This window comes from Bacteroides hominis, assembly GCF_033042785.2.
GTDB lineage: Bacteria > Bacteroidota > Bacteroidia > Bacteroidales > Bacteroidaceae > Bacteroides > Bacteroides hominis.
In genome coordinates this window covers 3,684,814-3,697,597 of sequence record NZ_CP178829.1, presented here as the reverse complement: position 1 = coordinate 3,697,597, position 12,784 = coordinate 3,684,814, and the positions used below count along the sequence as shown (strand labels likewise).

Below are 12,784 nucleotides of genomic sequence, written 5' to 3'. Positions count from 1 at the left end.
AAATATCCAAAAGATGAATGTACAACAGAAAATTGAGAAATGGTGCAGGAACGAGCGTTTCGTGCACTATGCAAATGAACGCATAAGCGAAGAACTCGTTTATGCACCTAACCACCGAATTGATCCGGAATATGAAGAACTGGACGAAGCCATTACATGGGACAACCGATATATTGTCCCTATGATGACTTACCTTACCTATCGTCTGCAACTGGTCAAATTGCAGAAAAATGCCAAGAATCGAAACCGCCGTGTCTGGTGGATATTCGTGCATGTAATCATGCGGGAAGATTACACACAGCTTTTTGACGGGAAGTTCGAAAAATTTCTGACGGAGTTGCATGATACAGTCATGACAATGTTACATGACGAATACACACGATTGTCTAACAAGAAAAAATAAAGGTATATGGTCATCAAACATTTGGAGAATAAAATCCGACTGGTGGGCATCATCTGCACTGCTTTTCTTGCAGGGTGTATCATCATCAGCGTATCAAGTATCTGGACTGCCCGGACAATGGTAACGGACGCGCAGAAAAAGGTGTATGTGCTGGACGGAAATGTACCTATACTCGTAACCCGCACGACGATGGACGAAACACTGGACGTGGAGGCCAAGAGCCACGTAGAAATGTTTCACCATTACTTTTTTACTCTCGCACCGGACGACAAATACATCCGCTATACGATGGAAAAAGCGATGTACCTGGTCGATGAGACGGGACTGGCACAGTACAATACCCTCAAGGAAAAGGGATTTTACTCCAATATATTGGGTACGAGCGCGGTGTTCTCGATATTCTGTGACAGTATCTCCTTTGACAAAAAGAATATGGAGTTCACCTACTATGGTCGGCAGCGAATCGAGCGCCGGAGTAATATCCTGATGCGCGAACTGGTTACGGCAGGGCAACTTAAACGTGTGCCGAGAACGGACAATAATCCGCATGGATTGCTCATAGTAAACTGGCGCACATTGCTGAACAAAGATATCGAGCAAAAAACAAAGAGTAACTATTAAATCACCAAAGATATGAATATCAAAGGATTCAAACGGATGTTGTTCGGCGAGAAGATGCCGGACAAAGATGACCCGCAGTACAAGGAACGCTACGAGCGAGAGGTGCAGGCCGGGCATAAATTCGCCAAGGCGACACGCATCGACCAAGCGGCGGCCAAGGTGCAGGGCTTTGCCAACGCACACCGGACGCTGTTTCTGGTCATCGTCTTTACATTCGTCATCGGAGCTTTCGTATGGAACGCCTACCGCTTGGTAACTGTGTACAGACACAGTCCGGCAAGTCGCACGGCGACGGAAATGCAGGATTCTGTGCTTCGGAAACGGCACAAGCTGTTGCAGGAAGTCGAAATAAGGGAACATAAAAACAGAGGGGACAAACCACAATAAAAGAATACTTATGAATACACGGCTTGAAAAATCAGTCCGTTCGTCAGACGAATGGTACACGCCAAAGGAGATACTGGACGCATTGGGCAAATTCGACCTTGACCCTTGCGCTCCCATCCGTCCGTTGTGGCCGACTGCCGAGGTCATGTATGACCAGAACATAGATGGGTTGTCCCAGATATGGGAAGGGCGTGTGTGGCTCAATCCTCCCTATTCGCGTCCTCTTATCGAGCTATTCGTCCGGAAATTGGCAGAACATGGCAACGGCATTGCATTATTATTCAACCGTTGCGATTCCAAAATGTTTCAGGACGTCATCTTCCCAAAAGCGACGGGAATGAAATTCCTACGCCACCGCATCCGATTCTACCGACCAGACGGAGCACGAGGTGACTCTCCCAGTCGCGGTAGCATCCTATTAGCTTTCGGAGAAGACAACGCAGAGATACTGAGAAATTGTGCCATTGAAGGCAAATATGTACAACTCAATTAAAAGATGTATAATGAAGATATTGGAGAAAATCAATTTTCGCCAGCCGAAATATATGCTTCCCGCCATCCTTTATTTCCCCCTGCTCGGCACGTCTTATTTCATCTTCGACCTGTTTCAGACAGAAACGATAGAAATACAAGACAAGGCGTTGCAGACGACGGAGTTCCTGAACCCCGAATTGCCGGGGGCACAGATCAAGGACGATGGCATAGGCAGCAAATACGAGAATATGGCGAAATCATGGGGTAAGATACAAGACTACTCCGCTGTAGATAACATAGACCGGGAAGAACCCGATAAAAACAAGGAAGAGTATGAATCGAAATACACGCAGGACGACATCGACCTGCTCACGGAAGAACAACAGGAAAAAGCTGCGGCAGCGGAAATTGCCTCTGCCAAGACACGAGAACAGGAAGCACTTGCCGAACTGGAAAAAGCACTCGCAGAGGCGAGACTGAGAGGGCAAAACGCGACTGTACCCCCGGCAGAAGCGGACACGGCCAACATTGCTCCACCACAAGGAGCAGCAGCCTCCGGAACCATCAACGAAGAGAGCCGGGCTGTGAAAACGCCATCAGCGGACGAACCGCCCAGCGAGGTGGTACGCAAGGTGAAGACAACCTCGGACTACTTTAACACACTGTCGAAGAATGTCCGTGAACCGAAACTCATCCAAGCCATCATTGACGAGAACATCAAAGCGGTGGACGGCTCGCGCGTGAGGTTGCGCCTGCTTGACGATGTGGAGATTGGCGAGTGTGTGATAGCAAGGGGAACATACCTGTACGCTACGGTAAGCGGATTCTCATCCGGGCGCGTGAAAGGTAATATCAGCAGCATCCTCGTGAATGACGAATTGGTGAAAGTGAGTCTCTCACTCTATGATACAGATGGCATGGAGGGGCTGTATGTGCCCAACAGCCAATTCCGGGAAACGAGCAAGGATGTAGCAAGCGGGGCAATGTCGGGCAATATGAACATGAGTATGGGAAGTACAACAGGAAACAGCCTTGCACAATGGGGGATGCAGGCGGTGAACAATGCCTACCAGAAAACAAGCAATGCCATTAGCAAAGCTATCAAGAAAAACAAAGTCAAGTTGAAATACGGAACTTTCGTGTATTTAGTGAACGGACAGGAAAAAAGGAATTAAAACGATGATGACATGGAAACAGATTTATCAGAATATCACAAAGGTACGGATGGGCTTTATTATGCGGACTATATAGCCCCAAATAAAGCCGAAACATTTATCGGAAAACTTGTGAGTACCGAATGGTGGCATCACAGAGGGCAGTTTGCCCTAATATGCAACTTCCGAACAGAAGACAGACGGAGGATTGCCTTATTCGCTTTTCAAAAACATACCGGTTTTTACGGACCAAGATACGGGAATGTTAATTTCAAAACAGTGGAGAAGGGCACTCTTTGGCAATGTGAAATCCAAATGACCCGGACGGGACGTTGTACTTGGGCGCGTGCCAGGCAGATAAAGAAATGAAGCGAAATAGGGAAAAGAAATCAATATAAATATTTTTAATCATGTGCCTATGAAATCTTCAAACTACTTAAAAAAATTATACGGGAATCCGACAGATGAAAAATATACACCGGGATATGGTGTATTACCCATTATCAAATATATACCCGAAGGCAAGATAGTCTGGTGTCCTTTCGATACGAAGCGCAGTGAGTTTGTGCAGAAATTCAAGGATGCCGGTTTCCATGTCGTGTATTCCCATATCTATAACGGACAGGATTTTTTCAACTATGAACCGTCCCAATGGGATATACTCGTATCCAATCCTCCTTTCAGCCGGAAGGTGGAAGTCTTTGAACGCTGTCTGAAACTCGGAAAACCATTCGCCTTGCTGATGTCCAACTATTGGCTGAACAACGTAGCACCCTGCCGACTTTTCCAGAATACTGATCTGGAATTACTCATGTTCGATAAACGTATTCAGTTCGGAAAAGGGAAAAACGTACCGTTCAACAGCAGCTATTTCTGCCATAAAATACTTCCGAAACAAATCATATTCGAACAGATAGATGTTACGGACAAATCTCCAAGTTGTATGCAGGATGACATCCCAGATAAGGCAAATATCAATTCGCAAGAGAATAAAGCAATCATGAATTTTCAATTATAACTCTGTATTTCAATGAAAAGGAATTTATTTGGCATTATGCTTCTATCAGGTATTTCCATTTTACCGAAAGCTAACGCACAAACTACCTACGAAGAAATGGAACAACTGACGGTAAACGAACAGATAACAACTGTCATCACTGCATCGGAACCGGTGCGTTTCGTGGATATTTCCACTGACAAGGTGGCGGGCGATCAGCCCATTGACAACATCATTCGCCTAAAGCCCAAGGAAAGCGGACACGAGGATGGTGAAATACTCGCCATCGTCACCATTGTGACGGAACGATACCGCACACAATACGCACTGATTTATACCACAAGGATGAAAGAGGCAGTAACAGATAAGGAGATATTGCTACAAGAGCGTAATGCGTACAACAATCCGGCAGTCTCAATGTCCACTGCCGACATGACACATCATGCACGGCGCATCTGGAACTCACCTGCAAAAATCCGCAACGTAGCTACCAAAGCACACCGCATGGTGATGCGTCTGAACAATATCTACTCGGTGGGTGACTACTTCTTCATAGACTTTTCCATCGAGAACAAGACGAACATCCGTTTTGACATTGATGAGATACGGATAAAGCTGACAGACAAGAAACTCGCCAAGGCAACCAACGCACAGACTATCGAACTGACACCTGCCCTGGTTCTGGAATCGGGCAAGACATTCAGACACGGCTATCGGAATGTGATTGTCGTGAAAAAGATGACCTTTCCCAATGACAAGCTACTGACCATCGAAATGACGGAGAAACAGATTAGTGGCCGTAACATCAGTCTGAACATCGACTATGAGGATATACTGGCGGCAGATTCGTTCCATGCAGATTTATTGGAGGAGGAATGACTATGAAAAAGACAATCATCGTGATAATTACCTGCGTGTGTATCGCTGCAAGTACAAATGCACAACAAGGTAGCGGACGCCTCTCGCTTGGCACAGGGCTACTCTACAAGAACGGCATGGATATAACGCTCGCCTACGAACACGAAATGAACTATCGCCATACGTGGGAGTTCTTCGTCAACGGCTATCTACAATGGGCAGAGTGCGCTTCGTGCGGGCATATCTGCCTGGAATCATTTTGGCGAAACTACCGCAGCTACGGTTTTGGCGTGGCCTACAAGCCGTGCATGACGCGGGGACGCAACCACTATGGCAGTCTGCGTATCGGAGCTTCAGCCGGAAGCGACATGAATAAGTTCCTCGGTGGCCTGCACTTCGGTTACGAACACAACTATGTGCTACGGGCCGGATGGACACTGTATTGGCAAGTGAAAAGCGATGTGATGATAAAAGGTGCGGACGTGCTGCGAGCAGGTGTCGTGCTGGGTGTGAAACTACCTATAAAATAGGGAAACAAAAAAGAAAGCAATATGATACGAAAGATACATTTGGTGGCAGCGGCAACGGCTGCCGTGCTTTGCACTGCCTGTGACACGCATATAGACGTACCCGATACAGCAGTTCGTCCAGGACATATCCTCTGCGAGGATGGAACAGCCTTGCCTTACGCACAATATGAACAATCGGGGAAAAAAGCGATAGCGGTTGTCTTCGATACCGAAAAACGCGGAGATACGGAGGGGGACGGTTATGCAGTTTACCTGTGGGACATTGCTCCACAGGCATTCGCCGACAGCCTCGGCATCGCACAAGGCACATCGGCTGACATCATGGCTTATGATGGCAATGAGAATACATTCGCACTGTATGATACACAAGAAACCGCTTCGCCAATGGCAGAAGCGGTTTTCGACCTATGGCGGTACGGGCAGAGTGCCTATGTACCGTCCGTGGCAGAGATGCGGCTGCTCTACACCATGCGAAAGATAATCAACCCTGTCATCGAACAATGTGGCGGTGAGCCGTTACCACTGGATGAAAACGACTGTTGGTACTGGACATCCACAGAAGTCGAAAAGCAACAGACAGCCAAGGCATGGCTCTATTCCATGGGGAGCGGCGCAATGCAGGAAACACCTAAAGTACAGGCGCACAAAGTACGCCCTATAATTACCATAAACGAATAAAAGATAGAAAGATATGAAAGATACGGATATATTTTTCAGCATAGCATTGATGATATTGGGAATTGTCCTCATGTATAAGTCCATGAAAGGTAATTCATGCCGACAAATACTGGCAAAACTCGCAGATTCCATAGCATCGGATAAAGAAGATATTAATTTTCAAATTAAAAGGTTCGGCTACCTTTTGGACGAAATGACTGCCGATAATGAAAAAAATTCAATCTTGAAGCGTCATGCCGACAGACTGGAGGAACTTGTCACGCAATTAGACCGCACACGAAACGAGCTTGAAACAAGTAATCTGTCAATGGCGGATATTAACGGAGAGTTGAAAAGAAGTAATGCCGAACTTGTAAAGAGAGCAACCCAATTACGCAATGAGATACAGCAAGACGAGCTTGTCATCCAAAAGATGCAAGAACGCCTTGATTCTCTCAAAAGAATCAAAGTGGGGCTTGAAATAGCCCTGAATAACATTCAGGCAGAAGAAGTACACTATCTCTCGGAACCGGTATTCAGTTTGGGTATTACCCCATCCATCAAAAGCCATCTTGAATCTCATGGAATATTATATATCGGAGACCTGATTCATCTTAACGAGCAATATCTCATGGAAATCTGGGGTATCGGTCCGGTAACACTTGATAAGATAAAAACAAAACTGAACGAGAATGGTGCATGGTTCGGTATGGATGTAATCAGAGTAGGTAATCATTGGTATCGTAGAAAACAAGGACTAATAACAGACTGACTTATGGAAGAAAGTAAGGAATTGCAAGGGTTCTATAAAATATTCCGCACAGTGGTATATGTGTCCGTGCTGCTGGAGTTCTTTGAATATGCCATTGACCCTGCAATGCTCGACCACTGGGGCGGCATACTGACCGACATTCACGGACGCATCAAACAATGGATGATTTACCACGACGGCAATCTTGTGTACAGCAAAATCGCAACGGTACTGCTTATCTGCATCACTTGTGTCGGAACGCGGAACAAGAAGCATCTGGAGTTCAACGCACGCCGGCAGGTGGTGTATCCATTGACGAGTGGGTTATTGCTGCTCGTACTCTCTGTATGGCTGTTCGGCCATACGATGGAAACAAGGCTTTATACCTTACCTCTGAATATCATTCTCTATATGATTGCCTCCATTGCTGGCGTAGTACTGGTACATATCGCATTAGACAACATTTCAAAGTTCATCAAGGAGGGACTGATGAAAGACCGTTTCAACTTCGAGAATGAAAGTTTTGAACAATGTGAAGAAAAAGTCGAGAATGAATACAGCGTAAATATCCCCATGCGATACTACTATAAGGGTAAATTCCGTAAGGGGTGGATTTCTGTAAGCAACTGCTTTCGAGGAACATGGGTAGTTGGAACACCGGGATCGGGTAAGACTTTCAGTATCATAGAGCCGTTTATCCGACAGCATTCGGCCAAAGGTTTCGCCATGGTGGTGTATGACTACAAGTTTCCTACATTGGCGACCAAGCTCTACTACCATTACAAGAAGAACGAGAAACTGGGCAGAGTACCCCAAGGGTGCAAGTTCAACATGATTAATTTTGTGGATGTGGAGTACAGCCGTCGGGTGAATCCAATTCAGGCAAAGTACATCAACAATCTTGCGGCGGCCAGCGAAACGGCGGAAACATTATTGGAAAGCCTACAAAAGGGTAAGAAAGAGGGAGGCGGCGGAAGCGACCAGTTCTTCCAAACCTCGGCGGTAAACTTCCTTGCCGCTTGTATCTACTTCTTCGTGAATTATGAACGTGAACCCTACGATGCCAACGGCAAGCCTCTATATGCGGAAAGACAGCAAGATCCGCAGACCAAATTCTGGAAACCGACAGGTATCGTGCGCGACCGTGAAGGCGGCAATATCGTGGAACCTGCCTACTGGCTGGGAAAGTATTCGGACATGCCACATATTCTGTCATTCTTGAATGAAAGTTATCAGACGATTTTCGAGGTACTGGAAACTGACAATGAGGTTGCTCCGCTGCTTGGTCCATTCCAGACAGCTTTCAAAAATAAGGCAATGGAACAATTGGAGGGTATGATTGGCACGTTACGTGTTTATACCTCGCGTCTGGCAACCAAAGAGAGCTACTGGATATTCCACCGGGATGGCGATGACTTCGACCTGAAGGTGAGTGACCCGAAGAATCCGAGTTACCTGCTGATTGCAAATGACCCGGAAATGGAATCCATCATCGGTGCATTGAACGCTCTTATCCTAAACCGTCTCGTTACCCGTGTGAATACCGGGCAGGGGAAAAATATTCCTGTGAGTATTATAGTGGACGAGTTACCGACACTTTACTTTCACAAAATAGACCGTCTGATAGGTACGGCGCGAAGCAATAAGGTGAGTGTAACGCTCGGCTTTCAGGAACTACCGCAACTGGAAGCCGATTATGGTAAGGTAGGTATGCAAAAGATCATTACGACGGTAGGTAATGTGGTAAGCGGCTCGGCACGTGCCAAAGAAACGCTGGAATGGTTGTCCAATGACATCTTCGGCAAGGTGGTCCAGGTCAAAAAAGGCGTGACTATTGACCGGGACAAAACAAGTATCAATCTCAATGAGAATATGGATAACCTTGTGCCTGCCTCGAAAATCTCGGATATGGCAACCGGATGGATATGCGGTCAGACGGCACGGGACTTTGTGAAGACGAAAACAGGTATGGGCGGTTCAATGAATATTCAAGAATCGGAAGAGTTCAAGACTACAAAGTTCTTCTGCAAAACAGATTTTGATATGGCAGAAATCAAGAAAGAAGAAGCGGCGTATGTGCCGCTGCCGAAGTTCTACACTTTCAAGTCGAGAGAGGAACGGGAGCGCATCCTATATAAAAACTTCGTACAAGTGGGGCAAGATGTGAAAGAGATGATAAAAGACGTTCAAAATAAGCGCAACGCGAAATAAAAATCCGGCTGTCTGACATATAATGTAAATAAAAACAACAAAAACAAAAACCGTCAGTACAATCGTACTGGCGGTTTACTACTAACTAATCTCTTCTTCTGGTTTATCAGGAGAGCTACCTGCTTAATAATTGGGTGAGTTGCTGATGGCAATTTTTTCGTATTCCTCTTTGTCAGTACCGCATTCAATTGCCCTGTCAATGACATCCCCTAACTCGTTGTAACAAACTTCTTCATTGACACACTCTGCATCTTTGCCTTTCAACAGATATACCTCATAATAGTCCGACCCATTAAGTGCAATAATGACGTATCCGGTGTGTAACAGTCCGTTTACTTTGATACGAAGTGCAGGCAGGTCTTTGAAGATGGTGGCTGCAAACTCTGCGATACCCCATGACATGAGGACGGGCATAGGGGTAAGTCCTATCAACTGCTCTTGAATGGTCTGTGCTATTTGTATTACATACTCTTTTTCCATAACTATGCTATTTTTAAGATGATTATTGTTTTTTTATTCGAACCATTCCGGGTTGTCCTTTTTCAGTTCGGCAACCAATTCTACGTCTGTCAGTCGCAGGTTTGCCATGTCGGTAAAGAAGAAAACCTCGTCATAGATTCTTTCGGCTTCCTTGCTTGCGAAGCCTTCGTTTTCATCGTTGAAACTACCGGGCTGAAGGGCATCAAGCAAGGTAATCGAGCCGATAAGGAGTTCTTCACCCTCGTTGGATTCCACCACACGGCAAGGATAGTTATTGCCGCCAAATTGTACTTCTTGTGTTTTCATACGCTTGTTATTTTAATGGGATATGCTTTCCATTTGTCTTGAGGTATTCCATAAGACACTTTGCTTCTTCATGTGATGCACGATTGCGGTCATCATAGTGACGTGTCTCATCCGCCATCACAATGATGCACTCCTTAAACAATCTATAGAGGCTCTGTTGCAGTGTGGGGTGCATATCAGGTATAGCGGCTGCAAAACGCTTGGGATTGAAACTAAAACTATTCACTGCCATTTCCCATTCTTTGGCAAGTTTGTACTCTTTGCTTTCTTTGATGTTGTCCATTGTCATGAAATTTTAATGATTTATTTTTCTTCCCTCTGTTCGGTTCTATATTCTGTCTGAACCGCTTGGGATTTACAGATGCTTTACAGGACTGACGAACAAGCTACTTCCAACGCTTTTTTTGGAAAATTACTCTTTCACAGAAAGGAAGAATTTTATAAAAATGCACTTCAAAGCGATGGAATCAAGTGCGGCAGTCCACCTTCGCGTCTGGAAAACCAATCGGCGAGGACAGGAAGGAACCGGAGAAGGAATAAGATGGAAAAGATAAAAAGGAGGAAACTGATAGGTATAAATGAAGACGGGTGGCGGCGGGGTATCGGGAGGTAGCTATAAATGGGATAGAAAAGGCATAATCGCGCGGATGGCGGGTTTGCCCGGCAGACGCGCCGCCCGACAACGGTTTGGAGCAGTTGTCCGTGAACATCTTTAATCTAATTACAAATTAGGAACGAATAGAGGACAGATTACTCCACCCTCTATTCGTTGGTTACTGATTATGGTTAAGCTGCAATATCTTCCTCTTGTGGCTGTTCTTCGGTCTGCATCCCTACTTCGGATTGCTGTTTGTCAGATTGCTCCGCTTCCTGCTTTGCTTGTTCCTGCACCAAAAGAACGGCTTTTTTCTCTTCGATACGTTGGTGACGCTTCTCATACACTTCATTATGTCCGTTCTTGATGTCTGCCAACAGGTCGGGCATATGTTTTTGTGCGAAGTCAAGCAAGAGGGATGCAATGGCATTGTTGCCGTATGCGTTCTTGAAATTAGCAATTAGAAAATCCCTGCGAATAATCGCTTTCTGCTTGCTCGTGAGGTTGGCAATGATGTTTATCTTTTCTTCATCTGTAAGGTAGGAATAAGGCTTTTTTTCCTCGATACCTACCGCTTCGAAATGCTCTTTGCGGAGGGATGATAGCAAGAAGAAATAAATCATCTTGTCCTCGTCTTGCCCAAACTTGCAATCGGACATATCAACCTCCAAAATCTGTTTTTTTGTGTCCTCTACAGTCTTTTCAAGGGCAATTTCCTTGTTGCGTTTGTCTTGCTTTTCCAACTTCTCTACCGGTGAAAGCGTCTGCTCCTGTTTTGTGTCATTGGTAGTACAGGTAACTTTCGGAACATAACAGAGTACGATGTCCTTGCTCTCAATACGGAAATAAAGGATGATTTCACCTGCTTCACTTCGGGTACGGATTTCTTCGCATTCTTCCGTGTAATCGTTCAAATCCTGTTCGAACTCGCTCTGTGCCTGTTCGTATTCTTCGGTGGTGTCGTACTCATCTTTTCGGGGTGCTTCGGGCTGTTCGGGATATGCCTTTGCATAATAGTTAAGGCTTTCCACTTCGTAACCCATGGCGGTAAGACGTTCTACTACGGCTTCATTGCTGTTGAAACTTTCATAGCAGAGGGATACCTCAGGGCGTTCTTCCATAAGGCGCACGGCTTTCTCCGTGAGATATGCTGCATTCATTTCAGCAAGGCAAGTACGATTGGCGCAATTTCCGCAACCACCCTCGCAAAATAACATCATATTATTTGTATTGTGAGGACACGACAGACAGAGGGTCTTGTCAAATGCGTATCGCTCCAAGTCGGTGGTATATTGCCGTTCGATGTTCCGTGCAACATCAGAGGCTTTCATTCCTCGCCAACTATTGTACTGCATCCCCTCTTTAAGATGCTTGTTGTACACCTCTTTCTGAATATCTTCCCCATAACGGCAAATTTCGCTCGCTACGCTGATTGTGATTTCGTCCTGTTCCAAAAGCTGTGCGATTTCGGGCATTAAGGAAACGAATTTAAGGCGTGTGCGGATATAGCTTTCGTTTTTACCGAACTGCACCGCCAAAGACTGCACATCGTGGCGACCACTATCAATGAGCTTTTGGTAGGCATTTGCTTCCTCTATCGGGGTAACATCCTTGCGCTGGAGGTTTTCAGTTACCGCCATTTCTTCGGCAACTTCGTCTGAAATTTCCATAACGACAGCCGGAATGTCTTCCAATCCTGCCATGAGGGAGGCACGATATCGGCGTTCTCCAAAAACAATCTCAAAGCGGTTGTCTTCTATTGGGCGTACTCCAATAGGCTGTAACACACCCTGCTGACGAATACTCTCGGAAAGTTCTGCAAGGCTCGCTTCGTCAAAATTCTTACGTGGGTTGTAATTGCTCGGCTGCACGTTTGCCAATGCTACCATTGTGATGTTTTTCTCTACTGATTGAATTGCTGTTGCTTCCATAATCATAAAAATTTAATTGGTTTTAATATTTAATTTTTTATTTTCCCTTTGTTCGGTTCTCTTTTCTGCCTGAACCGCTTGGGATTTACAGATGCTTTACAAGGACTGACGAATAAGCGATTTCCGACGCTTTTTCCGGAAAATTACTCTTTCGCAGAAAGGAAGAATTTTATAGGAAATGCACTTCAAAGCGACGGAATCAAGCGCGGCAGTCCACCTTTGCGTCTGGAAAACCAACCGGTGATGGCAGGAATGGACCGGATGAGTGGCATTAAAAGAATATAGAAAAGGAAGAATACGCTGAAAGGCGGATGGTAAAACGGATGGAACTATAAAGGGATGATTAACGATACAACGGGACAAGCGGAAGGACGTAAGACCAGACGGTGTAAAACAGGAATGGAACTTACCGGATAAAAATCCTTTGAG

At 45.6% G+C, this 12,784-nt stretch carries 17 protein-coding genes; 13 read left to right on the top strand and 4 right to left on the bottom strand.

The features are described 5' to 3' along the window. Positions 1-13 precede the first annotated feature (13 nt). From R3O62_RS15545 to R3O62_RS15490, 12 genes are read left to right on the top strand one after another with little or no spacing between them, the layout of a single operon-like run. The gene (locus R3O62_RS15545; RefSeq protein ID WP_004310176.1) at positions 14-403 is read left to right on the top strand and encodes a hypothetical protein; all 390 of its coding nucleotides are present in this window, start codon (positions 14-16) and stop codon (positions 401-403) included. A gap of 6 nt (positions 404-409) precedes the next feature. After that, positions 410-1,024, top strand: a complete 615-nt coding sequence (gene traK / locus R3O62_RS15540) for a conjugative transposon protein TraK (protein ID WP_004310175.1) — start codon at positions 410-412, stop codon at positions 1,022-1,024. Between the two features lie 12 nt (positions 1,025-1,036). Then, entirely contained in the window at positions 1,037-1,411 is a 375-nt protein-coding gene (locus tag R3O62_RS15535) for a hypothetical protein (RefSeq protein ID WP_117833884.1), read from the top strand. Between the two features lie 10 nt (positions 1,412-1,421). Further along, positions 1,422-1,904 (top strand): DNA N-6-adenine-methyltransferase, encoded by a 483-nt coding sequence (locus tag R3O62_RS15530; RefSeq protein ID WP_009017608.1) that lies wholly within the window; start codon positions 1,422-1,424, stop codon positions 1,902-1,904. 10 nt (positions 1,905-1,914) lie between these two features. Next, entirely contained in the window at positions 1,915-3,060 is a 1,146-nt protein-coding gene (traM, locus tag R3O62_RS15525; protein ID WP_032577472.1) for a conjugative transposon protein TraM, read from the top strand. 12 nt (positions 3,061-3,072) lie between these two features. Next, positions 3,073-3,408 carry a hypothetical protein gene (locus R3O62_RS15520; protein ID WP_004322067.1) on the top strand — a complete coding sequence of 112 codons (336 nt, stop codon included), beginning with the start codon at positions 3,073-3,075 and terminating at the stop codon, positions 3,406-3,408. 49 nt (positions 3,409-3,457) lie between these two features. After that, complete coding sequence (locus R3O62_RS15515; RefSeq protein WP_007218153.1) at positions 3,458-4,057, top strand: hypothetical protein; 600 nt, start codon at positions 3,458-3,460, stop codon at positions 4,055-4,057. Between the two features lie 12 nt (positions 4,058-4,069). Beyond that, positions 4,070-4,915: a conjugative transposon protein TraN gene (traN, locus tag R3O62_RS15510; protein WP_007218152.1), complete on the top strand. Its 846-nt coding sequence runs from the start codon at positions 4,070-4,072 to the stop codon at positions 4,913-4,915. Then, positions 4,912-5,424, top strand: coding sequence for a hypothetical protein (locus tag R3O62_RS15505; protein ID WP_065739942.1), 513 nt, complete (start codon positions 4,912-4,914; stop codon positions 5,422-5,424). Before traN ends, R3O62_RS15505 begins: the two co-directional genes overlap by 4 nt. Positions 5,425-5,445: 21 nt before the next feature. After that, on the top strand, positions 5,446-6,102 hold the full coding sequence (locus tag R3O62_RS15500) for a DUF1566 domain-containing protein (RefSeq protein WP_117833883.1): 657 nt from the start codon (positions 5,446-5,448) through the stop codon (positions 6,100-6,102). A gap of 13 nt (positions 6,103-6,115) precedes the next feature. Continuing rightward, positions 6,116-6,853, top strand: coding sequence for a DNA-directed RNA polymerase subunit alpha C-terminal domain-containing protein (locus tag R3O62_RS15495; RefSeq protein ID WP_004310167.1), 738 nt, complete (start codon positions 6,116-6,118; stop codon positions 6,851-6,853). Positions 6,854-6,856: 3 nt separating this feature from the next. Continuing rightward, positions 6,857-9,043, top strand: a complete 2,187-nt coding sequence (locus tag R3O62_RS15490) for a type IV secretory system conjugative DNA transfer family protein (protein ID WP_004310166.1) — start codon at positions 6,857-6,859, stop codon at positions 9,041-9,043. Positions 9,044-9,166: 123 nt separating this feature from the next. Here R3O62_RS15490 and R3O62_RS15485 read toward each other — a convergent pair whose 3' ends face one another. From R3O62_RS15485 to R3O62_RS15470, 4 genes are all read right to left on the bottom strand, one after another. Continuing rightward, the gene (locus R3O62_RS15485) at positions 9,167-9,523 is read right to left on the bottom strand and encodes a hypothetical protein (protein ID WP_004310165.1); all 357 of its coding nucleotides are present in this window, start codon (positions 9,521-9,523) and stop codon (positions 9,167-9,169) included. A 33-nt stretch (positions 9,524-9,556) separates the two neighbouring features. Further along, entirely contained in the window at positions 9,557-9,829 is a 273-nt protein-coding gene (locus R3O62_RS15480) for a hypothetical protein (RefSeq protein ID WP_004310164.1), read from the bottom strand. Positions 9,830-9,836: 7 nt separating this feature from the next. Continuing rightward, positions 9,837-10,112 (bottom strand): hypothetical protein, encoded by a 276-nt coding sequence (locus R3O62_RS15475; protein ID WP_065739955.1) that lies wholly within the window; start codon positions 10,110-10,112, stop codon positions 9,837-9,839. Positions 10,113-10,615: 503 nt separating this feature from the next. Beyond that, positions 10,616-12,355, bottom strand: a complete 1,740-nt coding sequence (locus tag R3O62_RS15470) for a ParB/RepB/Spo0J family partition protein (RefSeq protein ID WP_181989547.1) — start codon at positions 12,353-12,355, stop codon at positions 10,616-10,618. Between the two features lie 48 nt (positions 12,356-12,403). Between R3O62_RS15470 and R3O62_RS15465 the strand changes: the two genes are divergently transcribed. Beyond that, the gene (locus tag R3O62_RS15465) at positions 12,404-12,640 is read left to right on the top strand and encodes a hypothetical protein (protein WP_005777345.1); all 237 of its coding nucleotides are present in this window, start codon (positions 12,404-12,406) and stop codon (positions 12,638-12,640) included. Positions 12,641-12,784 lie beyond the last annotated feature (144 nt).

Coding starts and splice junctions, on each gene's coding strand:
- R3O62_RS15545 (WP_004310176.1), top strand. CDS start 14: ATGAATGTACAACAGAAAATTGAGAAATGGTGCAGGAACGAGCGTTTC.
- traK (WP_004310175.1), top strand. CDS start 410: ATGGTCATCAAACATTTGGAGAATAAAATCCGACTGGTGGGCATCATC.
- R3O62_RS15535 (WP_117833884.1), top strand. CDS start 1,037: ATGAATATCAAAGGATTCAAACGGATGTTGTTCGGCGAGAAGATGCCG.
- R3O62_RS15530 (WP_009017608.1), top strand. CDS start 1,422: ATGAATACACGGCTTGAAAAATCAGTCCGTTCGTCAGACGAATGGTAC.
- traM (WP_032577472.1), top strand. CDS start 1,915: ATGAAGATATTGGAGAAAATCAATTTTCGCCAGCCGAAATATATGCTT.
- R3O62_RS15520 (WP_004322067.1), top strand. CDS start 3,073: ATGGAAACAGATTTATCAGAATATCACAAAGGTACGGATGGGCTTTAT.
- R3O62_RS15515 (WP_007218153.1), top strand. CDS start 3,458: ATGAAATCTTCAAACTACTTAAAAAAATTATACGGGAATCCGACAGAT.
- traN (WP_007218152.1), top strand. CDS start 4,070: ATGAAAAGGAATTTATTTGGCATTATGCTTCTATCAGGTATTTCCATT.
- R3O62_RS15505 (WP_065739942.1), top strand. CDS start 4,912: ATGACTATGAAAAAGACAATCATCGTGATAATTACCTGCGTGTGTATC.
- R3O62_RS15500 (WP_117833883.1), top strand. CDS start 5,446: ATGATACGAAAGATACATTTGGTGGCAGCGGCAACGGCTGCCGTGCTT.
- R3O62_RS15495 (WP_004310167.1), top strand. CDS start 6,116: ATGAAAGATACGGATATATTTTTCAGCATAGCATTGATGATATTGGGA.
- R3O62_RS15490 (WP_004310166.1), top strand. CDS start 6,857: ATGGAAGAAAGTAAGGAATTGCAAGGGTTCTATAAAATATTCCGCACA.
- R3O62_RS15485 (WP_004310165.1), bottom strand. CDS start 9,523: ATGGAAAAAGAGTATGTAATACAAATAGCACAGACCATTCAAGAGCAG.
- R3O62_RS15480 (WP_004310164.1), bottom strand. CDS start 9,829: ATGAAAACACAAGAAGTACAATTTGGCGGCAATAACTATCCTTGCCGT.
- R3O62_RS15475 (WP_065739955.1), bottom strand. CDS start 10,112: ATGGACAACATCAAAGAAAGCAAAGAGTACAAACTTGCCAAAGAATGG.
- R3O62_RS15470 (WP_181989547.1), bottom strand. CDS start 12,355: ATGGAAGCAACAGCAATTCAATCAGTAGAGAAAAACATCACAATGGTA.